Here is a 23,105-nt window from a genome sequence, read left to right as displayed (position 1 = left end):
CCTTCGTTCTTCCCCGCCTTGCTTCGTCAGCAAATGACAATCCAAGTAAGGGTAAGGTAAGATACCCGGCTTGTACGTTTTATAAACGGCATGGCGTCTTGCAAAAAAAGGATGCCACAGCAGTCAATAGACTGCCGGAGCATCCCGGGATTCCAGATCGTATAGGGTGAACCGCTTAATTCGTAATTATTTACTCAATTCCTCAGCGCTATACACCTTAACATCAAGCGGTGCGGTCAGGAACTCTCCCGCTTTGGCGGCGAAGCCGGTGAAGTGAGGGCTTGTGTTATGAGCGGCAACGGCGGCCTGATCACGCCAGGTCTCAACCATGATATAGAGACTTCCGTCTGCTGCATGCTTATACAGCTCGTAGGACAGGTTCCCTTCTTCTTCGTGCGTGGCGGCAATCAGCGGCTTCGCCGTGGCCAGGAACTCTTCCTCCCGTGCAGGATTCACATGAAGCAGCGCATGGATAATAATCATTTGGATATTCCTCCTAGAATTTCATGGGTATAGAGTATTATTTCCACTGGGCAATCGTGTCAATAGGCAGACGGACGGAGGCGTAGCCTTCTTCCAGCGCTTTACCGATTGAAATCAGCATCACCGGAATGTAGCGTTCTTTGTCCATACCGAACAGTTCAGCGATCTGATCCTTTTCAAATCCGCCGATCGGATTGGTGTCATATCCGTGTGCGCGGGCGGACAGCATCAACTGCATGGAGACCAGCCCCGCGTCAATCATCACGGTCTCTCTGTTCACATCTGCGGGCAGCTTGGCGAAGTGGGCGCCCAGGGCGGCCAGCTGTCTTTCTTTCACCTCGGCAGGCATAAGTCCGCGTTCTACAGCCGTTCCGTAGATTTGTTCAGCGTAATCGAAGTTATTCATATCACCGAATACGGCAATCACCGCTGCGGAGGTTTCGACCTGAGTCTGGTTGAACTTGGCAATAGGGGCCAGCTTGGCTTTGGCTTCCGGGCTTTCGATGATCACAAAACGCCAAGGCTGCATGTTCACGGAGGAAGGCGCCAGCGTAGCTTCTGTAAGAATCTCTGTCATTTCCTCTTTGCTGATTTTGACGGATGAATCATATTTGCGGATCGAGCGGCGTCCTGTAATAATGCTGATGTAATCATTGTTTTTGGTAGTGTTCATATGAATTAGCTCCTTTATGGGTTTGATTATAGGTTACGGCTACAGTACATTGATATTATGCTGGAGCCGGGTAAGCATGTCTGCGAGCACTGTACGCTCCTGTTCATTGAAGCCGGTCAGCAGATCGCTGATGAACTGGGTTTTGTTCTCCCGGTAGGCATCGATATGTTCACGGCCTTGACCAGTCAGGGAGACGAGAGTCACGCGATTATCGGCTGGATTATTACGGCGGGCGATCATTCCGGTGTCCTCCAGCCCTCTTAAGTGGCGGGTGACCGCTGCAGCGTCGATATCCACTAGCTTTTGCAGCGAGATTTGGCTTATCTCCGAACTGTGATATAACTCCTGCAGCAATCTGAACCGGGTAGGAGTCACGCCTGCACAACGCTCGAACTTCGGGCCGATGCCTTTGTGCAGAGCTTGCAGAAGTTCAAAAATCTTATGTTCATCGGGCTGAGCTTCCCTCAAAATATACCCCCTAAGGCAAATATATTGTGCAAAACCTTTTCGATAAAATACACTTTACACCGAAATCATTGACCCGTCAACTAATATTATTCAGGAGGAGATTTCCACATGAGAATTGCCTTGATTCAGCTTGATATAGCATTCGGCAAACCCGAGGTGAATTATGCTGCGGCGGAGCGCAAAATACGTGAGGCTGCTGTCGGCCGTCCGGACTGCATTATTCTTCCCGAGCTATGGACAACGGGATATGATCTGACCCGTCTGGGGGAAATTGCCGACTCCGGCGGACATACCACGGGGGCCTTGATGTCGGATCTGGCCCGGGAATACGGCGTGAATATCGTTGCCGGCTCCATTGCCGTCAGGCAGGAGAACGGCGGCGTTACGAACAGTATGTATGTCTTTGACCGCAGCGGGGTATGCATCGGGGAGTACAGCAAGCTGCATCTGTTTAAGCTGATGGAGGAGCATCTCTACCTCCAGCCCGGCGGTGCCAAAGGACTGTTCACGCTGGACGGCATTCTCTGTGCCGGGCTGATCTGCTACGACATCCGGTTCCCGGAATGGGTCCGGGTCCATATGGCCGGAGGGGCGGAGATCCTGTTCATCAGCGCCGAATGGCCGCTGCCCCGCCTCTCTCACTGGCGCGCGCTATTGATCAGCCGGGCGATTGAGAACCAGTGCTACGTTGTAGCCTGTAACCGGGCAGGGACAGATCCGGCGAATACCTTCGCTGGACATTCCCTGATCATCGATCCTTGGGGCGAGATTGTCAGCGAGGCCTCCGGCGGCGAAGAGATCCTCCGCGGCGAGCTTAACCTCACCCGGGTCCGTGAGGTACGGGGGCAAATCCCGGTCTTCGCGGACCGTCGCCCGGAGTTGTATATGTAGTTGGGGCGGCAGGGGATTGTGTACGGTTTTTCGCATACACTCGGCCGCGCACCCCAGCCTGCCCAATGTATGCTGTTTTTCGCATACATTGGGGCTGCGCACACCCCAGCCTGCACATTGTATGCTGTTTTTCACATACATTTGGGCTGCGCACACCCCAGCCTGCACATTGTATGCTGTTTTCCGCATACATTTGGGCTGCGCACACCCCAGCTTGCCAAATGTATGCTGTTTTTCGCATACATTTGGGCTGCACACACCCCAGCCTGGATGGCGTAAAGTAAGTTGTGTACCACAATTTGGAGCCTAGCCAGGCAACAAAAAAGTAGGGTATCCTCGGGTTTACCACAACACCAAGAAGGAGCCCTACTCGATGACTATTGTACCCGAACATATGCTAAATAATCTATTTGAAAAACTTGTTAAAGACTTCATGAAAGAGAATATGGAATCGCTCCTGCGTGCCGAAATCCAAGGGTTTATGGCGAGTGAAGAAGCCGGTGCCAGCAATAGCCGTAACGGATACTATACACGGGATCTGCACACGAGATACGGCCATATTGAGGATCTTCAGGTTCCCCGGGACCGCCAGGGTCTCTTTCAAACTCAGATGTTTGAACCGTACCAGCGGCGGGAGGGCTGGCTGGAGGAGGCGGTGATCCAGATGTATAAATCCGGCATGGGTACCCGGGACGTGGCCCGATTTATTGAAAGCATGTTCGGCAGCCATTACTCGCCCACCACCATCAGTAACATCACCGCTACGGTGCTGGAGGACATTCACCAGTGGCAGAAACGTCCGCTGAGCAAGCGCTACTCTGTGATTTACCTGGATGGGCTGTACGTGAAGCTGAAACGGGGCACGGTCCGGGGTGAAGTCGTCTATTTTGCCATGGGAATCGACGAAGAAGGTCAGCGTCAAATCCTGGGGTTCTACGTGGGGGGTCAAGAGAGCTCGAATGGCTGGCGGGAGGTGCTCAAAGATCTGTACGCACGCGGGGCCCAGGAAGTGCTGCTGGGTGTATTTGATGGACTGCCGGGGCTAGATGCGGCCTTTAAAGAAACCTACCCGCAGGCGGATGTGCAGCATTGTGTGGTGCACAAAGTACGAGCCACGTTACCCAAAATCCGGGTGGAGCACAAAACCGATGTGATTAAAGCCCTGAAGACCGTGTATGATGCACCGGATGAGGTCGTGGCCCGGGCGAACTTTGACACGGTGAAAGCGAAGTGGAATGCGTTATATCCGAAGGAAATGCGGTCTTGGGAGGAGCAGCTTTCGACGTTACTGACGTTCTACAAGTACCCGGAACCGATGCGTAAAGCGATTTACACGTCCAATCCCATTGAGCGAATGAACAAGGAAATCCGCAAACGTCTGAAGCCGATGAACAGTCTGACCAACATGGATGCGGCAGAAAAAATCGTGTATCTGGAGATGTTAGGCTACAACGAAAGGTTTGGGCAGCGAGTGACCCCTGGCTTTGGGGTGGACACGGTGAAAAAGAAGCTCAGCCAGCTCTATGAAGCCCGCTACCCTTCGTTGCCGACAGCCGAAGAAGAGTAACTAAGGAATCCAGTTTCTGGGGGTCGGGGTTCCCCCTCCCCCCAGAAACACTACACCCCCAACCCGTAACCCCGGGGAGGTACTTCTACTCATTTACACAAACTTCTTGACGCTACCCCAGCCTGCACATTGTATGCTGTTTTTCACATACATTCGGGCTGCGCACACCCCAGTCTGCACATTGTATGCGGTTATTCGCATACATCCATCCACCCGTTGCTTCCGTCAGTATCCGCCCGCTTCAGCGGGCGTACCTCTCGCGCAGCATACGCGCTGCTTCAAGCACCTGGGGGTCGCTGTACCGCAGGCTGTAGCCTGTCTCCTGCTGCAGAAGCTCCGCCGGCAGCAGGCGGGTTCCCCGGCCGGCAACTGCCTGCCGGATCCCCGAGGTGAATTCGGCCGCCGAAGACGGGCCGCCAAGCTCCGCGAGCGCAGCGATGGTCTCCGGCCGCACGCGCGGATAGTCTAGGGAGGCATCGCCGTCCGCTGCATCCTGATAGAAGCGGCGGATGCACTCTCCGCGCGCGAGCCCCGAGCCGGACACAATCACGAACGCATGGACGAAGTATGCGCTGCTCTGTCTGCGCTGGGCGATGCCGCAGAACTTACGGCCGCCGATCGCCAGGTCGAAGTCACCGGGGCAATACGACCCGGTGACTTCTTCTGCCCGGATCTGCACCGCTGCCTGCGGATGGCCCGCGGCTACCGCTTCGGTAATCAACGAAGCCAGCAGCCGGAAATCATCGTGGAAGTCCAGCTTGCCCGCAGGCTTCGGCAGCAGCAGGGACACGTTGATCACTCCCGCATCCAGCGGCACCGCAGCGCCGCCCGAATGGCGGACTGCCGTACGGATGCCCTGCCGCTCCAGCGCCTGCATCGCCTCTGCTGCGCGGGGCAGCTTGCTGTCCCGCAGCCCAAGCGCGACTCCGCCGGGGTGGCTCCAGAGATGCAGCACCGGCGGGACCCTACCGGCCCCGACATCACGGCACAGCACCTCTTCAAAAGCAAACGGAATCAGCATATCCTCCGCAGATGCCTCTTCCCCTTCTCCCCCGGCTTCACCGCCGGTATGCGTGAAGAGGATCATTTGCTCCGGCAGCCTCCCTGCCGACCCGTTCTCCAGTACATCATAAGGTTCACTCCGCATGCTGATTCCCCTTTCTATCTATAAGGTCTAAGCTAATCTTAACTCCGTTAACTATTCACATTGTAACCGATCTCTCCGCGCACCGTATAACCGGCAGTGCCTCCCTTACAGATTTGAAATGGTGGAGCGAACCCGTTATCCTTAATGTAGTACAGAAGAATATACCAGCCATAAGATTCGCGCATAAGCTCATGCTATACACAACCTCTAGGAGTGATGCTGCATGACCACCGTACCACAGGCAAAGGACAGGCAACTAAGCAAATCCAGGCAATGGGAACAGGCTATGAGCAAGCTGTATATTAATTTTCAGGACTATAGCAAGGATGCGCGAAAAGGGTTCAACGATGAGGATATTCATCAGGCCAGAGTCAATAGCCGCAAGCTGCTGACCCTGTTGTCCATTCTTGATCCGGGCCATACTGCAACGGCAGACTTGTATGACAGCTTCAAGCAGGCCCAGAAGAAGCTCGGCAGAGTCCGTGATGCAGATGTGCTGATCGGATCGTTTGAGGCCAGGCGTAAGGCAGCGAAGGCGGCGGGCGATAAGAAGACTGCCAAGCTGCTGAAGGCGGTCATTGAACACCAGAAGGACACACGGAAGGACGCCCGCAAGAAGCTGAAGAAGGCACTGCCCAAGCTGTCCGGCCAAGCGCTCGAAGCGCTGTGGACCCCTTTTACCCAGACCCAGTTAGAGTCCTTCGCTGCCAAAAAAGACGCCAATGTAGCCATGCGCGAGCTCGAAGTCGCCTTTGAACAGAAGAAAAAAGCCTGCAAGACCCTGTTCAAGGGTCCATCCGCTGAATCGAAGGAAGCCTTCGAAGCCCTTCATGAGCTGCGGATTGCGGCCAAGGAACTGCGGTATACGGCGAATGCGGCTGCTTTTGCGCTGAATCAGAAATTCCATGCCCATGAAGCCTTCTATAAGGACATCCAGGACCAGCTCGGACTCATTAATGACAAGCGGGTATGGCTTGAGACGCTGCAATCGATTGGACGCGAAGAGCTGGATGTCGGCAAAAAAGTCTGGGTCGCCTTCACCGATACGCTGCGTGCAGAGGTACTGGAAGCTCTTCATCAGAACGAGGTCGTCCCTGTTGCTGGAGCTGAGCCCCAAAAATAGGGCATCATAGCTGATCATCCTATCATTTACACAAAGGCAGGACACCGCATGTTATCCAAGCGGTATCCTGCCTTTTATCATAAGCGTCACGTACTATAGCATTCCGGCAGCCCATAATCCGCCTCTGCGGATCATCCGGCGCAGCGGCTCTGAAGAGAAGGAAGGCAGATGGTGCCCAGGCATCAGATAGACCACCCGGCCTTCGCCGAAGGTATGGCACCATGCCGCCGGTCTCATCGCTCCGTCATGAGGATATTCGGCCAGTACCGTTGTCTCGAAGTGGGGATGCTGCTCGAAATAGTAAGGCTCGTCCTCTATCACAAAATCAGAGATCCCCTCCATAATCGGATGCTCCGGCGCAGTCACCTTCATCTGAAGCGTCGTGAACGCCGGATGATGGGTGAACCGGGCACCGAGCATCGCCCCAAGCTCCTGATTACGCTGCAGGGATATGCCGTTGTGCACGACAAGCAGCCCGCCGCCGCCAGCCACATAAGCAAGCAGGGCTCCGCTCTGCGCAGCGGGTAACTGCTCCTCGGAGAATTCCGTATAGGAGACCACCAGCCTGCATTCTGCCAGCTCTGCCTGGTTCATCCGTCCGTAATCCTCCGTAGAGACCACCTGGAGCTCCGGCTCAAGGAGCTGCTCCAGCTCACGGTCTACCCCTTCGAAGGGATGATATTTCACTTCAGTATAGCTGCCGAACGCTAGTGCTTTGTATGAAGACATGATGTACACACCTCTCTTTTGCCAAGTTAGCCTGTCCTGAATGTGTTCGTGTCACCAGGGCCAGAGATTGCCGTCCAGATCGATATAAGCCGGTTCTTCGGCTAGATACATCCTGTGGTTATGAACGATCGTCATAATCTTGCCTGCTGATTCTTCAGGAGTTACAGGCGCCTCTGCATCCTTCTCCCCGTTCATATAAGTCTGCAGCCAGCCGGGATGGAAGACCAGCACTTGTCCGCCCATCGCACGCAGATGATTGTGCAGCAGCGAAGACTGCATATTAAGCGCGGCCTTCGACATACAGTAGCCATACATATTGATCCGCTTGTTCCGCCCGATGCTTCCGGCCTCCGACGAGATATTAACCACCAGACGCTGGCGGCCTTGCAGCAGTAAGCCCATCAGTGCATTGCTCACCCTCAGCGCACCCAGCGTGTTCACGTTATAAATCTCCGCCATAGCTTCATCATCCATATCCACGAGCACCGTTGCATCATCAGACTTGTGGATAATCCCTGCGTTATTGATAATTATATCAAGGTGCCCTGTACTTCCGGCAATACTCCGCGCGGCCTCCTTTACGCTCCCTGCACTGCCGATATCGAGAGGGACCAGCCTCAGGCTATCCGGGTATTGCGCTTTCAAAGCTTCAAGTAGCGCAGGGTCCGGCAAATACTGTCCGGCAAACACCATGTATTTACTCTCTAAAAGAGAGCGAACCAGGTACAATCCGAGTCCACGGTCAGCACCGGTGACACAAGCAACCCTTTTCATAAGCTCCCCCCTCATATCTGCATGATTATGCACTGAGCCTAAGTTCATCCCTCTCACATTAGCATGGCCACCGGCCGTTAACAACGTCCTGCAAGGGAGGGGCAGGCTTAGCTGAACTTTCTTTTGCTTTAATTTTGAACTATGCTACAATCATGATTAATAGTTGTTAACAACACAATTGTTGACAACAGGTTTCATTCACTCTTACACAGGAAGGTGATTCTAAGGTGTCTATTCAACAGATCCATACTAAGGATGAACTACAGCAATATATCGGGCAGCCCGGCAAAAAACTGCTCTTCAAGCACAGCACCACCTGCCCGATCAGCGCCAAGGCCAACGAGGAATTCCAGGCCTATGCACAGCATTCAGATACGCCTGCAGCCGTGGTTCATGTGATCGAAGACCGTCCTGTCTCCAATCAGATTGCTGAGGATTTCGGGATCAAGCATGAATCCCCGCAGATTTTCCTGCTGGAGGACAGCGAGGTCCGCTGGAACACCTCACACTGGAAGATTACCCAAAAAGCGATAAAGGAAGCAGTGGAACAATGAGCGCGAACGTAATTGTCTATTCGACCTCCGGCTGCGGCGAATGCAATCAGGTGAAGCAGCTGCTGGAGAGCAAGGGCATTCCCTTCGAGGTCCGGGATGTGATGACCAGCTCCGTCTATCAGGAGGAAGTGGAGAAGCTGGGCTTCATGGGCATTCCAGTCACCGTATCCGGGGACCGGGCGGTCAAGGGCTTCAATCTCCCTGAGCTTCAGGAGCTTATGGATGCTGCTGTTCTGTAATATACGCAAAGGTGCTGTCCTCTCAACGGGAGCAGCGCCTTTTTTTTGCGATTCATCGATGAAATAACTGTATATTTATATATATCTGGAAAAGGAGGCTTGATCCTTTGAAATGGCTACAGGATGAGCATGCCGCCAAATGGCGTGAAGAAGGACAGCGTTATGTGAGCGACGTCAATCAATTCGTACATAAGGGTCTGACAGAAGGCTGGGACACAGCGGGAAATGAACCCGCAGAGGATACACGCGGGGCCCTCGCCGCCAAAATCTATAAGATGATTCGAGGAGCTAATGAGCACGGTGAGATTGCTGAGCTGCGGGAGCAATTGCCGGCGGCAACGTGGCCGCTCTCCGGGCACTTTCAGAAGGAGATGCAGGCGATTCGCGGTATCCATTTCATAAGTGATGATGCTGTAGTGTTCAGCACCGGCTCACCTTGGGAGAAGAATGCAGTTGTGGCTGTACATAAGGATGTTATTTCCGTATTCGACGAATTTAGCCTGGTTGGGGCATCTCCTGACAATCAGTTCTATGCACTCGCGGGCACGCAAGGGATTACTATTCTGCAATCCATGAACAGCGCATTACAGGGAGAAGTAGTGGCCGAGCTTTCGTGGCGGGAGCTGAATGGAACGATTCAAGCGCTGGACCCGGACTTTACCGTTTTGAACATAGACCGCCTGGATCAGGAGTTACCCTTGGAGCAAGTTATTCCTTTTAACGGCGGTCAAGCGTTATTGCTTGTTACAAGTCAGGGGATTATCCTGGTCCAGCAATCGCAGGAGAAGCCATGGGAGGTGAAGCTGCTGCATCCTGACCTCGAAGAATATAAAGCAGATGAGATGGAGCATATTGAGATCGACATGCCGCATGGTGCTGTCTCTCCGGATGGAAGATGGATTGCCTATGGCAGCCAGGGCAGTGATCATCTTTTATATGACACAGCTTCAGGGCAGGTTCACTTATTCAATCCGGAATCCAGTTACCCGCACTATACTATATTTACGAAGGACCAGCATAGTGTATGGTACAATGCCTGCCACTTCTACAATGGCGTTACTCTTGCCGTGTCCCTTGAAGATCTAGAAGCAGGCAAGCTCCTGCCAGATCAGGAATATCCGGTCGTTAACGGGGAAGCCCGGGTGTATGCGGCGGCAGCGCTGAAGGACGGTGTTGTCATTGGCGATGCCTATGGCTACTTGAGGCTCGTTGATGTAGAGGGGCGGGAGCTGTGGCGTTATTATGCCGGAAGCACCATTTCCGGATTAGCTGTCAATCCGGATGAGACCATGCTGGCCGTGGGGACTTATGGAGGGATGCTGCATTTCCTGGACCTTCATGCCACTGAACGCAGCGACTATGAGATTACAACAGGAACCGTTCGTGAGATGAAGCGGATGATTGCCTGGAAGAATCAGAATGGGCCGCTTTGGTGGTGAGCTGATACATGGGGGAACCCTTCTTCTCCGCCGCCGTCTGCCAAAAATAAAAAACGGCGATTGAGCGAGATAAATGGCAGATAATCTGCTACATATATGAGTTTTCGCTTCCATTTGCATAACCAGTCAGCCATTTGCTGAAAACAAGGCGAATAGCACTCTTTTCCATTTTTACAAACCCCCTCTGAAGAGAGTATGATTCGTGTTGAAAGCAAATGAATGCATTCATGAAAATGAGCATATGCATGCACGCTGAATTTCCGTCATGTGGAAAACGGGGGAACCATCCGGCCGTCAGGCCGACTTGGGGTGAATCCGAAGGAGAATGCCACGCGCAGGTCTCCGGCAGGTAGGGCGACTCTCACCGTCCGAATCCGACAGCTAACCTCGTAAGCGTAAGGAGAGAGCCCTGATCCGCCACGCTTTTGTGCCAGGCGTCTTAAGCCTGTTACCCAACCGCAGGCAGAGGTCCTCCTCTGCCTGCGGTTTTTTGCGCGCTGGAATGAACTGCACAGTATAGATTCAGGAAGGAACGTGACCACATGCCTGACCCCTTATCGCCCAAACTAACAGCCGCTGCCGGATTCAACCCCTACACCCAGCAATATAGCGGTCCCGTCTATGCGCTTAGCTGCCTGCTGCTGGAGCAAGGCGCCCGCGCCGAACAAGCTGCAATCGCCACCTTCGTAGCACTCCATCCACTATGGCTGAAGGGCAGCCTCTCAGGTGACGGCGCTGCTGCGGCTGCCTACAGAGAGTGCATCCGCCAGTGTGCCATGCTCACCCACGACCGCAGCCGATATGCTTCTGCGCTGCTTAACTGGGATGATCACGTTGCCAGTGCCTTATGGTACGGCATCCAGCTCCCCCTCCCCGACATCAGCCAGATTCTGGAGTGCAGCATTCCCGAGCTAAAGGCCCAGCTTAGAGGAATACGCGAACAGATGGCAGCCGCACATTCAGCCTTGCCTGCGGTCCACCGCCCTTCAGCGGGGTGAGACTGGGAATAACGCAGGATACGCGGAATATAGGAATGAGTGTGGCGGAATTGGTTGGATGTGGCGGAAATAGGGTACGGATGCGACAAAAGGAGATGGATAGCGGACCATGCGGACTACAGATCCGCTATTTCAGCAAATGGGACCATTCCGAAGGCCATGCGGACTGAGAGGCGCTTAATGAACCAATTTTGCCTCATTTTGCGCTCCATACAGCCCTTTAGCGTCCTCTCAGTCCGCTCCGGGAAGATAATCAGTCTTTTTCACAAAATAAGGGCCGCTGAGTCCGCAAAATCCCCCCACAAAGTGGGGCTTTAGCGTAGGTGATGACTCAGGTACTTTGCGGGGACCCCAAACATATAAATTCTATCAAATAAAGCCGCAGCATCCGCCGCGACTTAATCCTTGACTCTCAGCATCAGCACCCATACAGTGCCTGGCTCACCTTACATAGCTAACCATCCCATGCACTGCTCCTGTCTCCGCCGGCCGTTCACTACATAGAACTCAGCTCTTGCCCTTGCCGCCCTTGCCGCCCTTGCCGCCCTTGGCAAACCGCCAAAAAGCCATACAGCAGCCGAGCAGTCCGGCTCCCAGCAGAAGGGTCTGTAACGCACCCAGCCAAGTCGACTGATCCGACGGGATCAGGCTGCTGACAATAATGAGCAGGATAGAAGCCGCGACCAGCACGGGGGTTTGTCTACTTTTCTTCACAACCATTCACCACTCCTAAAGACTAATACTACTAAGGTACACCATCTCCGGCGTTTTCACCAGTTCACCACGGCTCCGGGCACACCCGGGCGGAAGAACGCAGGGCGTCCTTGGCTAGTAATTCTTCACGCCATAATAGTCAAAATCAGCGAAGGAGTCATGCTGGTGAGCATCCACGGAACCAATGAAATTGAACAAGCCTGTAAATCCGCCAATCTCCCCCGGCTCCCCGTTCACGCCTTCATCCGACAAATAGAGAACATCGATATTTTCTACAAAAGCTTGCCAATCCCCGTTATCCCCGAAGCGGTAAAGGATACTCGCGATGCCTGCATTATAGATAAGCTTGAGCTCCGCTGTCTCTTCAGGGACTGGAATGTAATTGTGGACCAGCTCGATGCGCTCTCCCAGCTTGGCCTGAAGTACGTATAGAACGGTACCCTCTGATTCGGAGTGGGTCAAGTGAACGTACAGCCAATTATTCGAATCATAGTATAGCCCCAGACCTGCCGTTTCCGAGTAGTGATCGGGATGAAATTCCACCCTGGTTTGCACTTCATAATGAAGGGAAGTTGCACGCGTGGCCATAATCGCCGGATGGATCTGCGAGAAAAAAGAATTCTCTCCATGAATGCGTAAGCAACCCGGACGTTCAACCGTATTCACCCATGCCGCTTGCTGGTCCCGGTACGGAGTCAGAAAATGAAGATCATATTTCTCCTGATTAAAATCATCAAATACGTCATGAGAGAGTCCACCCGTCTCTAATTCAACACCTGTCATCCCCTCAACTTCCATTTTCGCTACATTCGATCCATCCTTCATTTCCAGCCAGCCATCCTCTGTCCAATGCATTTTTTGAATAGAGGTTTCACGGCCTAATGGATTCATTAGCGTTCCTTTCACAGGGCGTGACATGAGATGAGCAATATACCATTCGCCTGTTTGGGTTTGAACTAATGAGCCATGACCTGCTTTTTGCATAATTGAACTTGGATTATACATCTCAAAATGCCCGGCATCCGGATTCCCAAGTGAAAATAGATGGCGCGGCGAGGAGGTGATGATCGGCTCTCCCGACGGATGCGGTTCATAGGGACCAAAAATATTCTCCGCACGTCCCAGCTCAACACCATGAGCATAACCAGTTCCGCCAGCAGCTAATAAAAGATAATACCTATCTCTATATTTATAGATCTGCGGTGCTTCAGCACAACCGCGGCTGGTGAAGCCTTGCGTCACCCGGTGCCACTTCCCAACCATTTTACCCTCATTCAAATCAAATTCAGCAATCACAATATGTCCAGGGGCTTGGTACCCTTCACGGGTCTCCCATTCAAGGATCGACACATAGTGCTTACCGTCTTCATCATGGAAGAGTGCCGGATCGAAACCAATGGAGGTCAGATAGATGGGGGCCGACCAAGGTCCATGGATATCCTCTGCCCACATGGCATAGGAATCCGAATTAAATTCACGGCCTGCCATGTTTAACATATGCGAATAGGCTAACCAGTACCGTTTCGCCCTAGGATCGTAGGATAGATGCGGCGCCCAGATCCCGGCCGGAGTATTGGTCCCCCTCAAATTCACTTCACCTTTACTTAATACGGAGGCTGTCAGCGTCCAATGGGCTAAATCGGTTGATTTGAAAATTTGAACGCCGGGATTCCAATGGAACGAGGATGTCGCAATATAATACACATCATCCACTCTAATAATAGAGGGATCTGGTGCCATACCAGGGATAATAGGATTGTTAATCTTCATCATTTTTCTGCTTCCCTTCGCTGTTTAGCCATATTATTTACCCTTTTCCTGTTGTCTATGTATATTATAATAACTACTAACGTACTTATGCGATGGGATGATTACAGCTACATTTACCCAAATCAAAGGAAGGTGCTGTCCATTGGAACATATGAATAGCCATCTCACAGGCACACAGACGCTGCTACTGCCGCGCATTGATTGGAATATACGTTTTTTTGGCGCACATACACAGACTGTTCCTGCCGACTGGAGCATGACTACAGAATCCCACCATGCCTTTGAGATTCTAATTGTGCTGGATGGGGCTCAAGAGACAAGGATGGAACATGAACAATTCATTGTGAACAGGGATGATATTCTGCTGATTCCGCCTGGGTTCGAGCATACGAATAAATGCATTTCCGCTACATCGATGACCTACTTTTGTGCTCATTTCGATGTAGACGAGCCCTCCTTGCGGATGAGAATAATGCAAAACTGTGACTGGGTCTATGAGCCCTCCAATGTGTACCATCCCAAGCTGAAAGAATGCCTTCAAAAATGGATCGATATTCTGCATGAGCCTGAGTTGCCGTTCACCAAAGCAAAGCTAAAAGCACAAATAGTCTTGTTCGAGCTATTGGAGGTGCTTGTAGATATCCAGCCGGTACAGACGGAGAAACGTGCCAACCAATCCATGACCACTGCAAAATATGCCAAAGAAATTGCCGAAGCCATCAAGAGAGCTTTTAAGAAAAATTGTATCGAGGGCAATTCAGATTACACCCTCCACATCCAGCCCATCATTGCTTCGCTTGGAATAAGCCCCAACTATGGATTAGAGGTATTTCAAAAAATATACAAGATGTCGCCCCGCACCTATCTATCTGACTTAAAGCTGCAGGAAGCCAAAATATTACTACAGCAGCCCAAAATATCTTTAAATGAGATTTCAAACCGTTTAGGCTACAAGAACCTTTCCCACTTCAGCAGACAATTCAAAAGATGGACGGGCATTAACCCCTCCGACTATCGTAAAAATAATGGTGTATAGCAAAAAGCCCGTCCATTAAACCAGACGGGCTTTCCTAAAAAATATTCCTTAGATTTTATAAGCCTTCATTGCTTTTCTGATCTCCTTGATGCTAGGGCGCTTGCCGTACATCAGGACGCCGGTGCGGTAGATCTTGGCGGCGAGCCAGCCGAAGAGGAAGGTTGTCGCCAGCAGGATCGCCAGCGAGACCATGATCTCCCAGAAGGCGACCTCCCCGACCCCGATCCGCAGCAGCAGGCTGAGCGAAGAGGTGAATGGCACGAAGCTGGCGACCTTCACCAGCAGGGTATCCGGGTTCGAGATACTGAACAGCGGCAGATAGAAGCTGACGAAGCCCAGCATCATGACCGGCATCACGGCCTGCCCGAGATCCTCTGTCCGGCTGACAATTGAGCCGACAGCGGCATACATCAGGGCGTACAGGAAGTAGCCCAGGATATACAGGATGAAGCCATAGACGATCATGCTGACATTAAGCTGTCCCAGATTCAGATCGAAATCGCTCAGGATCGTGGAATTATGCGGCAGCATCAGGTTGAGCGCGATGGCAGCCGAGATAATGGCGATCTGCATCAGACCGACGAGGAAGATTCCGATGACCTTGCCGAACATTTGGGTGAGTGGCGAGGCGCTGGTGATGAGAATCTCCATAATGCGCGAGCTTTTCTCCGAGGTAATCTCGGCTGAAATCATGTTGCCGGTCATCATCACCGACATGAAGAACAGAATCAGCAGGATATAGACAATGACATAGTTGATAATCGGTTTGTCCTGATCCTGGTCTACGCCACCCGCAGCCCCGTCAGTACTTAGCTGTGCGGTATCAATCGAGACCGGAGCGAAGATCGCCGTCACCTGGCTCTCGGTCAGCTTATCGCCGACAATCAGGCCGGTATTCACCTGCTGCAGAGCGGCTTGCAGATTCGTTCTAAGCTTGCTGCTGATGTCTCCGTCTTTGCTGTGATACGTTACCGGAGGCACCCCTACACTGCCCTTGTCGGCAAAGGTAAGATACCCCTCAATTTTCTCATCCTCCAGCCCCTTCTTAAGGGTTGCATCATCTGCGGAAGGATAAGCGGTAAATACGACTTTATCTTCGGCTTCAGCCGGCGGAGTATAAGCGAGCAGCAGCTCGGCAGGCCGGAAGCCCTGCTGGGCAACGACTCCGATCTGTGTCGCGTCCTTGGCACCGTCTTCTCCGTTGAACACTTTGATCAGATAAGGGATATTCATCCCGATACTAAGCAGAAGCACCAGAATTAAGGTGGTAATCATGAAGGATTTCGTTCTTACCTTATTCTTGAATGTGAAGCCGATAATGGTTGCCATTTTATTCATTGGATTCACCCACCGCTCTGATAAAGATTTGGTTTAGCGTCGGTTCCTTAATCTCGAAATGCTCGACCTCGCCTTGAGCCACAGCCAGTTGAAGAATGCGCTGTGCGGCTCCCAGGTCACTGATAGTTAACACATACCCGCGCTCCTGCCGCTGGACTCCGGTAACTCCGGCAATCCCGGCAAGTCCGTTCACTTCCCCGGCGGTGCGCAGTACAACTTCTTCCCGCGGATACCCCTTCTTGATCTCACGGATATCTCCCTGAACTACGGTGTTCGAGCGGTCAAGAATCGTGATATTCCGGCATAATTCTTCAACATGCTCCATGCGGTGCGTGGAGAACAGAATGCTCGTTCCCAGATCCCGCATCTCTCTGACGGTATCCTTCAGCAGCTCCACATTGACCGGATCGAGACCGCTGAAGGCTTCATCCAGGATCAGAATCTTCGGCTTATGGACCACAGCGGCGACGAAGCCCATTTTTTGCTGATTACCCTTGGACAGCTCTTCAATCTTCTTATTATAATATTCCGGTACATCGAAGCGCTCCAGCCAGTACTTCAGGCTCTTGTCCGCCTCACTTGCCGACATCCCGCGCAGCCTTGCCAGATAGATAATCTGATCGCTGACCTTGACCTTAGGATACAGTCCCCGTTCTTCCGGCAGATAGCCCATCAGATGCTGAAGCTCCTTACTGTACGGCTTGCCGTTATACAGGATGCTCCCTTCGTCGGGGTAGATCAGGCCGAGCACCATGCGCATGGTCGTTGTTTTGCCGGCGCCGTTGGCACCCAGCAGACCGTAAATCTCGCCTTGCTCCACCTTCAGACTAATTCCGTTGACGGCCGTCTTCTCACCGTACTGCTTCACTACCTGCTTCAACTGCAATGCTTCCATTCTTATTCCCCTCTCTTCTGGTCGATCAGAACCGGACGATGCCCCCGGGTCCATAAGCTTAGGATTTCATCCAGCTCCAGGCTGCGGCTCTTGAGTACCTTTACGCCCAAATCGTGAATGCGTTTCTCATACAGATAAATTTGTTGGGTTAAAAATGAAGCCACACCCGGCGTCGTAAGCTTCAGCTCCAGCGCTTGCGGCAGCTCGGCTGCCAGCGCCTGCAGCTCTTGCTCTCCCTCAATTTGAACCCATATTTCACTCCATGAACCAAACAGACTATCCTTCTCGGTCATTCCCAGCAGCTGTCCCTGGTGCATCAGCACGATATAATCAGCCAACCGCCGCACCTCTTCAACAATATGGGTCGAGATGATAATCGTCGCCTCATGCTCCTCCATGTAATTCTGCAGCGCTTCAATCATAATCTTCCAGGCAAAAGGGTCGAGGCCCGAGGACGGCTCATCCAGCAGTAGCAGCCGTGGCTTCGCCGCCAGGGCGGCCGCAAGCTCGAACTTGCGGCGCTCGCCCTTGGACATCTTGCCCAGTCTGGCATTCGGCGGCACTTCAAACTTACGGATCAGCTCCTCGAAATAGCCCTGATCCCAGGAAGGATACCAGTGGCTGCGGAACTCTGCAGCTTCAGCGGCTGTCCAGAGGTTCTCCTCGCTCTGTGATACCTCAGGCACATATGCGATTTGCTGGCGGAGCGGCAGCGGCAGCCCGTGCCGGTAAGCTTCACCGAACCAGCGGACCTCACCTTCTCCAGGAAAACTCTGTTGCAGCAGCATGTGCAGCAATGTGCTTTTGCCCGAACCGTTCTGGCCTACAAGTGCAGTGATATACCCTTGCGGTACGCTTAGATTAAGCGGTCCTATCGTCTTTTGCCGCCGCTTCTTGCATACATCCCGCAGTTCTATGGCTTGCTGTCCCATCAGCTTCCCCCTCTTTCTGCCTGCTTCCCGTATTTGTTCTTCACGATCTCTGTGAACAGCTCCTTCAGCTCTTCCTCACTGCAATGCACGGACAGCCCCACATCGACGGCACTCTCCAGCGCCTTGCGGACGGTCTCCTGCTTATAGTCCTCCATTGCCCCGGTCCCGATATGGGATACAAAGGTGCCCGTCCCCTGTCTGGTCCGCAGCAAGCCTTCATTCTCCAGATCCTGATAGACTCGTCGGACCGTAATGACACTGCACTTCAGATCACCTGCGAATTCGCGGATGGAAGGAAGCAGCGTGCCTTCCGTTATTGCGCCGGAGATGATCAGCGACCGCAGCTGCGTCTCAATCTGATGGTACAGCGGCTCCGCACTGTTCTCATTAATCTGTATCGGAATCCACATTATTGACACCTGCCTTCCAGGCCCGGCCCCCGGATGAACGCCTTGCCCCGTCTCATACGAGATCACGGCTCTTCAGCCGGTGAAGCGTCCATCTGGAGAACAGCTGAATCGATAACACGCCCAGCACCAGCGTCCCCCACATCAGGGGAGAGAATAGGCCCCACTCCTTGGATACAGCGACCGTTGCCAGCAGTATGCTGCCTCCAGTCAGATACACCATACCGGACACACCCAGTGCCAGCAGCAAGATCACAGAGATAGACCAGAAGTAGATGACACCGCTGACCGAGAACTCAATTATAATATACATGCCTGCGATAATCAGACTGTAACCGATCCAGGTAAAGGCAAAAGCCAGATATGAAGTAAGCGGCAATTCAGCACGTATTCCAGGGTTGAGCGCATAGAGCAGGCTGAAATAGATTGTACTGTTCATGGCAACGGCGAACAGGGTGTCCAGCTTTCTTTTACAGAGAACAGCAGCTAACGGTACCGGCAACGCCCGCATATACGCCAGCATCCGGGTATAGGAATCCTCAGAGATATATTTCATGGTCCGCCGGGAAAAAGTAATCACGAGCATGAGCATCGTCGTCACCATCAGAAAATCACTGAGCAGCTGCTTATCGTGTCCAGTGAGCGTATCGTCGATGACCATTCCCGTAATTGCAGAAAAGTATCCCATGAACACGATGGCAAACAGCAGCGCCCACAGCAGCTTCCAGCGGTCACCGCGGAATTCGCTGCGTACGATGACCCACGCTTGCTTTAATGTTGTCATAACTTCTAACCTCGCTTTATTCGTCTTGAACGGCAGGAGCCGGCAGATCAGCTAACTTCGGTGTGCATCTGTGTGTGCTTACTGTATATATCTATATACACAGTATATGACCTGCACTTTCCACTGTCAACTGATTACCTCTGCTATTTTTATTATTTCGATTTTCATGTACAAAAAAACCCCGCACATAGGCGGAGTCTGGACTTTATTATTGGAGCATGCGCGGGATTTGCGGCACAAGTGCCGGATTTTCGATGCAACAAACCACATGAAGCTAAGTCTGTATGTATACTTTGACGTTTTTTGTCGTACAATATCACTTATGCGACTTTTTTTGAGTAAAACATGATAAATCATGCATACTTGCGCATACTCAAGCAGCAATGCGTTTATTATAGGTCATTTCCTAACTTCTGTATAGAAACTTCGCTGGATCATCCCCTCTGCTTCCACAATTTCGCTTCATTCGTGCCTCTGCAATTTTTGTCGAATCTAATCTATTGAATGAACATGCGCAGGCTGTCCTCTACAAAATCCGGGGCAGCCTTTTGAATCTGCTGAACGGTGTGGAGATAACGCTGGGTGGTGTTGATGTGGGAATGCCCCAGCGATTCCTGAACCTGCTGAAGCGACGCTCCCTGGAGCAAGGCCAGTGTGGCATTCGTATGCCGCAGCCAGTGCGGGGTCAGCTTTTTCTCAATCGTGCTGGCTGCTCCGGCGTTCTTAATAATCCGTTCTACCTGCCGTGAAGATAACGGAAACATTCTCTGCTCCGGGGTGACCTCTTCCTTCCTTGGCAGGGTATCAGACAACTTGGAATACAGCTGCCACAGGGTCGGCGGAACCTTAATTTCTCTGGGCTTGCCCCCCTTGCCGTTCTCCACGGTCAGCCAGACCGAGGTCTCCAGCAGATCATTATGGAAATCCCCCCACTTCATCGCCGTCAGCTCTGACACCCGCAGACCGAGCACTACCAGCGTCAGCCCGATCAGATAATTGCGCAGTCCTTGCTGCTCCAGTACATTCAGTAATTCTCCCACCTCCCGTTTGGTCAGGAAGTTTTTGCGGCTGGTCACGGTTATTTTGGGGATGCGCACCGAGGAGGTCGGATTCACTGCAAAGATCCCGATATGCTGGTCACTCCCCCATTTATAAAAAGACTTCAACGGCGCAAGGAATGCCGCTATGCTTGCCGGTGCCAGCTGCCTCTGATAGCTGTAGCCCCCCTGCGTCAGGAAAATCTTATACGCCTCCATCTCCCTCCAGCTCACTGCCCGCAAGGAGGTGCCTGCAATAAATCTGCGGAAATCGGCAATCGCCCGCTTATAATTCCGACCTGTATTAACATTCGTACAGCAGGTAGCCATAAACATCTGAACAATCTGATCATCGCTTAGGTAGCCCTCTTCCGGGTACACCAAGCTGAGCGCCGTACGGCTAAATTCGGTCTGTCTCATTCTTTTTTCATCACTCCTCAGGATTAGACATGTCGCATAAGTGATATTGTACGACATTCTTGTGGTATTTTGTCCCATTATCTCACAGGAATGGCTAAAGAGCGGAATACACAAGATCAGCAGAAGGTAACGCGAAGAACTCAGGAGGGAGACGGAGACAGAATAGCGGCTGCGGGCCAGCTAAGTACTATGAGAAGCCGGAGGGTAACTATGGAGACCGTTTTGCAGAAACAATATGTTGAATTCGGGATAGATCACGAGCATTATGCGATCCCGATCTCAGATGTCCATGAAATTATAAGAATGCAGGAAATAACGGAAATCCCCAGCAGCCGTCACTATGTGAAGGGCATTATCAACCTCAGGGGTAAAATTGTGCCGGTGCTCAGCCTTAGAGTACTGCTTCAGATGGAGGAAGTGGACCCGACCAAGCACACACGCATTCTGGTGGTCCATCACCAGGAGGAATCCCTGGGCGTCATTGTCGACAACGTGAATAAAGTGACAACCTTCAGCGATATTCAGCCTGCACATGACAGCATCTCCGGAATCAGCAGCTCCTTTTTCAACGGAGTAGGCTTCTCTTCTTCCAAGCTGGTCGGCATTCTGAGGCTGAATGAGATCCTGCTGCGCGACTAAACAAAGGCTACACGGAGAGAAGGCGAACCATGGTTGATTTATCGGAATACCGAGAGATATTTCTGGAGGAACTGGAGGACCAGCTGCAGCTGATCGAGGATGAGGTGCTCAGGCTGGAGCAGGTCGGGGAGACAGAAGACGGAATCCAGCAGTTCTTCCGGGCGGCCCACACCCTTAAGGGCTCCTCGGCCTCTATGGGCTACAACGGGCTGAAGGAAGTCACGCATCATCTGGAGCATCTGCTTCATCAGATGCGGGGAGGGGAACGGACGGTCACGCCGGAGCTGATCCGCCTGTTCTTCGAAGCGCTGGATGGAATGCGCGCGCTGCAGAGCGAGATCGCTGCTACGGATCAGGAGACCACAGATGTGTCCGGTCTGGTGCAGCGGCTGAGTACATTCGCAGCGGAGGAGCTACAGAAGACGGAGGATAAGGCCCCCGCTGTGCAGACCAGTCAGGCAGAGCTTCCCCTCCAGCTGTTCTGGGTGCATGTGTGGCTCTCTTACGGCTGTGAGATGAAGCTGCCCCGTCTTCACCTGATCGATGCCAAGCTGCGGAGTGTCGCTGCGGTCCTGCGCATGAAGCCGGAGCTGGAAGAGATAGAGGACCACGACAGCCGGATCGACGAGGCCTCCTGGCTGCTGTCGCCTAAGATTGATATCGAGGAGCTCCGTCAGGAGGTCTTATCCATTATGGATGTTGAACGTATATACATAGAAGAAGTGCTTAACGATTCTCCGCGTCCCGGTGAATTCGTGAGACCGCCCCATCCGGAGGTGGGGAGCCGGGAGCTCCCGGAAGTCCCAGAATCCCCGCCGTCTGCCGCTGACAAAACCAAGCCGCAAACGATCCGCGTCCAGGTGGAGCGTTTGGAGAAGCTGATGAACCTGGCGGGTGAGCTGGTCATCGACCAGACCCGGTTCCATCTGCTGAACCGCAGATTCCACCAGCAATACGGAACCAATGATCTGACAGAGGAGCTGGGCCAGCTTGCCGACCATCTGGCTATGATTACTGGGGAACTGCAGGAGAGCATGATTAAGGTGCGGATGCTGCCGATAGAGCAGCTGCTGAGCCGTCTGCCCCGCATGGTCCGGGACTTGTCCGGCTCCCTGAACAAGCAGGTTGAGCTGGTTCTTGAAGGCAAGGAGACGGAGCTGGACCGGACGCTCATTGAGGAGCTTGGCGACCCGCTGATCCATCTGCTGCGCAATGCCGTTGATCACGGCATAGAGACCCCTGAAATCCGCCGCAGCGCCGGCAAAAGCGAGACCGGAACCGTCCGTGTCGCCGCCTCCCATGAGGATAATCAGGTCATCCTGGTCATAGAGGATGACGGGGCCGGTATCGATTCCAGCCTGATTGCAGAGTCTGCTCTGCGGAAGGGCATCATTACGGCTGAAGAGGCCGGCGGGATGACTGAGGATGAGGCGCTGCGGCTTATTTTCCGGCCCGGCTTCTCCACCGCCCCGCACATCAGCGATATTTCCGGCCGCGGGGTCGGGATGGATATCGTCCGCAATGATATTGAACGGATTAACGGCATGATCGATATCGAGACCACACGGGGGCAGGGCACCCGCTTCCGGATTCGCCTGCCCCTGACGCTCGCCATCATCCGGGGTCTGCTCGTTCATGCGGGGGAAGCCACCTTCGTGATTCCCATGAGCAGTGTGGCCGAGATCGTCCGCGCCGCTCCAGAGGAGATCAGCTCTGTCCGGGGCCGGCCTGTCATTACCGCACGGGGGCAGCTCGTGCCGGTGGTCTGGCTGCAAGATATTCTGCGGCTCCCCGCAGGCGCGGGCGGCAGTTCAGCATCCATTCCGCTGATTATCGTGGGGCGGGGAGAGAAACGGCTGGCACTGGCCGTGGATACGCTTATCGGCAATCAGGACATCGTAATCAAATCGCTCGGCGCCTACATGGGCAAGACTGAGAACATATCAGGAGCTACCATCCTGGGAAATGGCAATATCGCTCTGATCATAGATACAGCCAGCTTTTTTTTCAATACGGGAGTCTTCGCTTAACAAAATCATCTTTACTGG

General features: G+C 52.9%; 24 protein-coding genes and 1 riboswitch. Of the genes, 10 read left to right on the top strand and 14 right to left on the bottom strand.

What is annotated here, in order from left to right:
• Nucleotides 1–186: 186 nt before the first annotated feature.
• The 3 genes from MKX51_RS01175 to MKX51_RS01165 are packed head-to-tail and all read right to left on the bottom strand — an operon-like array spanning nucleotide 187 to nucleotide 1,624.
• The gene (locus tag MKX51_RS01175; RefSeq protein ID WP_076083848.1) at nucleotides 187–483 is read right to left on the bottom strand and encodes a putative quinol monooxygenase; all 297 of its coding nucleotides are present in this window, start codon (nucleotides 481–483) and stop codon (nucleotides 187–189) included.
• A 37-nt stretch (nucleotides 484–520) separates the two neighbouring features.
• The gene (locus MKX51_RS01170; protein ID WP_340944900.1) at nucleotides 521–1,156 is read right to left on the bottom strand and encodes a nitroreductase family protein; all 636 of its coding nucleotides are present in this window, start codon (nucleotides 1,154–1,156) and stop codon (nucleotides 521–523) included.
• 39 nt (nucleotides 1,157–1,195) lie between these two features.
• Nucleotides 1,196–1,624 (bottom strand): MarR family winged helix-turn-helix transcriptional regulator, encoded by a 429-nt coding sequence (locus MKX51_RS01165; protein WP_340944901.1) that lies wholly within the window; start codon nucleotides 1,622–1,624, stop codon nucleotides 1,196–1,198.
• Nucleotides 1,625–1,732: 108 nt separating this feature from the next.
• On the opposite strand from MKX51_RS01165, the gene MKX51_RS01160 reads away from it, so the two are divergent.
• Both MKX51_RS01160 and MKX51_RS01155 read left to right on the top strand, forming a co-directional pair.
• On the top strand, nucleotides 1,733–2,515 hold the full coding sequence (locus tag MKX51_RS01160; RefSeq protein ID WP_340990898.1) for a carbon-nitrogen family hydrolase: 783 nt from the start codon (nucleotides 1,733–1,735) through the stop codon (nucleotides 2,513–2,515).
• 373 nt (nucleotides 2,516–2,888) lie between these two features.
• Nucleotides 2,889–4,082: an IS256 family transposase gene (locus tag MKX51_RS01155; RefSeq protein WP_076086938.1), complete on the top strand. Its 1,194-nt coding sequence runs from the start codon at nucleotides 2,889–2,891 to the stop codon at nucleotides 4,080–4,082.
• Between the two features lie 241 nt (nucleotides 4,083–4,323).
• Here the strand turns inward: MKX51_RS01155 and MKX51_RS01150 are convergent, their stop codons facing one another.
• Nucleotides 4,324–5,229, bottom strand: coding sequence for a lipoate--protein ligase family protein (locus MKX51_RS01150; RefSeq protein WP_340990897.1), 906 nt, complete (start codon nucleotides 5,227–5,229; stop codon nucleotides 4,324–4,326).
• 223 nt (nucleotides 5,230–5,452) lie between these two features.
• Here MKX51_RS01150 and MKX51_RS01145 point away from each other — a divergent pair, with 223 nt between their 5' ends.
• Nucleotides 5,453–6,352: a CHAD domain-containing protein gene (locus MKX51_RS01145; protein WP_340990896.1), complete on the top strand. Its 900-nt coding sequence runs from the start codon at nucleotides 5,453–5,455 to the stop codon at nucleotides 6,350–6,352.
• A 93-nt stretch (nucleotides 6,353–6,445) separates the two neighbouring features.
• Here MKX51_RS01145 and MKX51_RS01140 read toward each other — a convergent pair whose 3' ends face one another.
• Both MKX51_RS01140 and MKX51_RS01135 read right to left on the bottom strand, forming a co-directional pair.
• On the bottom strand, nucleotides 6,446–7,081 hold the full coding sequence (locus tag MKX51_RS01140) for a ThuA domain-containing protein (protein ID WP_340990895.1): 636 nt from the start codon (nucleotides 7,079–7,081) through the stop codon (nucleotides 6,446–6,448).
• Between the two features lie 51 nt (nucleotides 7,082–7,132).
• The gene (locus tag MKX51_RS01135) at nucleotides 7,133–7,855 is read right to left on the bottom strand and encodes an SDR family NAD(P)-dependent oxidoreductase (RefSeq protein WP_340944909.1); all 723 of its coding nucleotides are present in this window, start codon (nucleotides 7,853–7,855) and stop codon (nucleotides 7,133–7,135) included.
• A gap of 227 nt (nucleotides 7,856–8,082) precedes the next feature.
• On the opposite strand from MKX51_RS01135, the gene ytxJ reads away from it, so the two are divergent.
• From ytxJ to MKX51_RS01115, 4 genes are all read left to right on the top strand, one after another.
• The gene (gene ytxJ, locus MKX51_RS01130; RefSeq protein WP_340990894.1) at nucleotides 8,083–8,409 is read left to right on the top strand and encodes a bacillithiol system redox-active protein YtxJ; all 327 of its coding nucleotides are present in this window, start codon (nucleotides 8,083–8,085) and stop codon (nucleotides 8,407–8,409) included.
• A complete protein-coding gene (locus tag MKX51_RS01125) occupies nucleotides 8,406–8,648 on the top strand; it encodes a glutaredoxin family protein (protein ID WP_036722203.1) in 243 nt (80 codons plus the stop codon). The genes ytxJ and MKX51_RS01125 overlap by 4 nt, the downstream gene beginning before the upstream one ends.
• A 107-nt stretch (nucleotides 8,649–8,755) precedes the next feature.
• Nucleotides 8,756–10,087 carry a WD40 repeat domain-containing protein gene (locus tag MKX51_RS01120; protein WP_340990893.1) on the top strand — a complete coding sequence of 444 codons (1,332 nt, stop codon included), beginning with the start codon at nucleotides 8,756–8,758 and terminating at the stop codon, nucleotides 10,085–10,087.
• Nucleotides 10,088–10,327: 240 nt separating this feature from the next.
• A riboswitch (cyclic di-AMP (ydaO/yuaA leader) is annotated at nucleotides 10,328–10,497 on the top strand.
• Nucleotides 10,498–10,629: 132 nt separating this feature from the next.
• Entirely contained in the window at nucleotides 10,630–11,085 is a 456-nt protein-coding gene (locus MKX51_RS01115; protein WP_340990892.1) for a hypothetical protein, read from the top strand.
• A 507-nt stretch (nucleotides 11,086–11,592) separates the two neighbouring features.
• Here the strand turns inward: MKX51_RS01115 and MKX51_RS01110 are convergent.
• Entirely contained in the window at nucleotides 11,593–11,799 is a 207-nt protein-coding gene (locus MKX51_RS01110; protein ID WP_340990891.1) for a hypothetical protein, read from the bottom strand.
• Nucleotides 11,800–11,913: 114 nt separating this feature from the next.
• Nucleotides 11,914–13,572 (bottom strand): family 43 glycosylhydrolase, encoded by a 1,659-nt coding sequence (locus tag MKX51_RS01105; RefSeq protein ID WP_340990890.1) that lies wholly within the window; start codon nucleotides 13,570–13,572, stop codon nucleotides 11,914–11,916.
• Between the two features lie 148 nt (nucleotides 13,573–13,720).
• Between MKX51_RS01105 and MKX51_RS01100 the strand changes: the two genes are divergently transcribed.
• Complete coding sequence (locus tag MKX51_RS01100; protein ID WP_340995457.1) at nucleotides 13,721–14,605, top strand: helix-turn-helix domain-containing protein; 885 nt, start codon at nucleotides 13,721–13,723, stop codon at nucleotides 14,603–14,605.
• A 48-nt stretch (nucleotides 14,606–14,653) separates the two neighbouring features.
• Here MKX51_RS01100 and MKX51_RS01095 read toward each other — a convergent pair whose 3' ends face one another.
• The 6 genes from MKX51_RS01095 to MKX51_RS01070 all read right to left on the bottom strand — a co-directional run bounded on the left by MKX51_RS01095 (nucleotide 14,654) and on the right by MKX51_RS01070 (nucleotide 20,418).
• Nucleotides 14,654–15,943 carry an ABC transporter permease gene (locus MKX51_RS01095; RefSeq protein WP_340990889.1) on the bottom strand — a complete coding sequence of 430 codons (1,290 nt, stop codon included), beginning with the start codon at nucleotides 15,941–15,943 and terminating at the stop codon, nucleotides 14,654–14,656.
• Complete coding sequence (locus MKX51_RS01090) at nucleotides 15,936–16,838, bottom strand: ABC transporter ATP-binding protein (RefSeq protein WP_340944959.1); 903 nt, start codon at nucleotides 16,836–16,838, stop codon at nucleotides 15,936–15,938. Before MKX51_RS01090 ends, MKX51_RS01095 begins: the two co-directional genes overlap by 8 nt.
• A 2-nt stretch (nucleotides 16,839–16,840) precedes the next feature.
• Complete coding sequence (locus MKX51_RS01085) at nucleotides 16,841–17,770, bottom strand: ABC transporter ATP-binding protein (protein ID WP_340990888.1); 930 nt, start codon at nucleotides 17,768–17,770, stop codon at nucleotides 16,841–16,843.
• Complete coding sequence (locus MKX51_RS01080; RefSeq protein ID WP_340990887.1) at nucleotides 17,770–18,180, bottom strand: GntR family transcriptional regulator; 411 nt, start codon at nucleotides 18,178–18,180, stop codon at nucleotides 17,770–17,772. The genes MKX51_RS01085 and MKX51_RS01080 overlap by 1 nt, the downstream gene beginning before the upstream one ends.
• 52 nt (nucleotides 18,181–18,232) lie before the next feature.
• Entirely contained in the window at nucleotides 18,233–18,961 is a 729-nt protein-coding gene (locus tag MKX51_RS01075) for a hypothetical protein (protein ID WP_340990886.1), read from the bottom strand.
• A 497-nt stretch (nucleotides 18,962–19,458) separates the two neighbouring features.
• Nucleotides 19,459–20,418, bottom strand: coding sequence for a tyrosine-type recombinase/integrase (locus MKX51_RS01070; protein ID WP_340944968.1), 960 nt, complete (start codon nucleotides 20,416–20,418; stop codon nucleotides 19,459–19,461).
• Between the two features lie 210 nt (nucleotides 20,419–20,628).
• On the opposite strand from MKX51_RS01070, the gene MKX51_RS01065 reads away from it, so the two are divergent.
• Together MKX51_RS01065 and MKX51_RS01060 are read left to right on the top strand one after the other, a co-directional pair.
• On the top strand, nucleotides 20,629–21,057 hold the full coding sequence (locus MKX51_RS01065; protein ID WP_340944970.1) for a chemotaxis protein CheW: 429 nt from the start codon (nucleotides 20,629–20,631) through the stop codon (nucleotides 21,055–21,057).
• Nucleotides 21,058–21,086: 29 nt separating this feature from the next.
• Nucleotides 21,087–23,087, top strand: coding sequence for a chemotaxis protein CheA (locus tag MKX51_RS01060; RefSeq protein WP_340990885.1), 2,001 nt, complete (start codon nucleotides 21,087–21,089; stop codon nucleotides 23,085–23,087).
• Nucleotides 23,088–23,105 lie beyond the last annotated feature (18 nt).

Origin of the sequence: Paenibacillus sp. FSL M7-0420, from assembly GCF_038002345.1 — a bacterium.
Classification (GTDB): Bacteria; Bacillota; Bacilli; order Paenibacillales; family Paenibacillaceae; genus Paenibacillus_AQ.
This window is presented reverse-complemented; position numbering and strand designations above follow the sequence as displayed.

Coding starts and splice junctions, on each gene's coding strand:
- MKX51_RS01175 (WP_076083848.1), bottom strand. CDS start 483: ATGATTATTATCCATGCGCTGCTTCATGTGAATCCTGCACGGGAGGAA.
- MKX51_RS01170 (WP_340944900.1), bottom strand. CDS start 1,156: ATGAACACTACCAAAAACAATGATTACATCAGCATTATTACAGGACGC.
- MKX51_RS01160 (WP_340990898.1), top strand. CDS start 1,733: ATGAGAATTGCCTTGATTCAGCTTGATATAGCATTCGGCAAACCCGAG.
- MKX51_RS01155 (WP_076086938.1), top strand. CDS start 2,889: ATGACTATTGTACCCGAACATATGCTAAATAATCTATTTGAAAAACTT.
- MKX51_RS01150 (WP_340990897.1), bottom strand. CDS start 5,229: ATGCGGAGTGAACCTTATGATGTACTGGAGAACGGGTCGGCAGGGAGG.
- MKX51_RS01145 (WP_340990896.1), top strand. CDS start 5,453: ATGACCACCGTACCACAGGCAAAGGACAGGCAACTAAGCAAATCCAGG.
- MKX51_RS01140 (WP_340990895.1), bottom strand. CDS start 7,081: ATGTCTTCATACAAAGCACTAGCGTTCGGCAGCTATACTGAAGTGAAA.
- MKX51_RS01135 (WP_340944909.1), bottom strand. CDS start 7,855: ATGAAAAGGGTTGCTTGTGTCACCGGTGCTGACCGTGGACTCGGATTG.
- MKX51_RS01125 (WP_036722203.1), top strand. CDS start 8,406: ATGAGCGCGAACGTAATTGTCTATTCGACCTCCGGCTGCGGCGAATGC.
- MKX51_RS01115 (WP_340990892.1), top strand. CDS start 10,630: ATGCCTGACCCCTTATCGCCCAAACTAACAGCCGCTGCCGGATTCAAC.
- MKX51_RS01105 (WP_340990890.1), bottom strand. CDS start 13,572: ATGATGAAGATTAACAATCCTATTATCCCTGGTATGGCACCAGATCCC.
- MKX51_RS01100 (WP_340995457.1), top strand. CDS start 13,721: ATGAATAGCCATCTCACAGGCACACAGACGCTGCTACTGCCGCGCATT.
- MKX51_RS01095 (WP_340990889.1), bottom strand. CDS start 15,943: ATGAATAAAATGGCAACCATTATCGGCTTCACATTCAAGAATAAGGTA.
- MKX51_RS01090 (WP_340944959.1), bottom strand. CDS start 16,838: ATGGAAGCATTGCAGTTGAAGCAGGTAGTGAAGCAGTACGGTGAGAAG.
- MKX51_RS01085 (WP_340990888.1), bottom strand. CDS start 17,770: ATGGGACAGCAAGCCATAGAACTGCGGGATGTATGCAAGAAGCGGCGG.
- MKX51_RS01080 (WP_340990887.1), bottom strand. CDS start 18,180: ATGTGGATTCCGATACAGATTAATGAGAACAGTGCGGAGCCGCTGTAC.
- MKX51_RS01075 (WP_340990886.1), bottom strand. CDS start 18,961: ATGACAACATTAAAGCAAGCGTGGGTCATCGTACGCAGCGAATTCCGC.
- MKX51_RS01070 (WP_340944968.1), bottom strand. CDS start 20,418: ATGAGACAGACCGAATTTAGCCGTACGGCGCTCAGCTTGGTGTACCCG.
- MKX51_RS01065 (WP_340944970.1), top strand. CDS start 20,629: ATGGAGACCGTTTTGCAGAAACAATATGTTGAATTCGGGATAGATCAC.
- MKX51_RS01060 (WP_340990885.1), top strand. CDS start 21,087: ATGGTTGATTTATCGGAATACCGAGAGATATTTCTGGAGGAACTGGAG.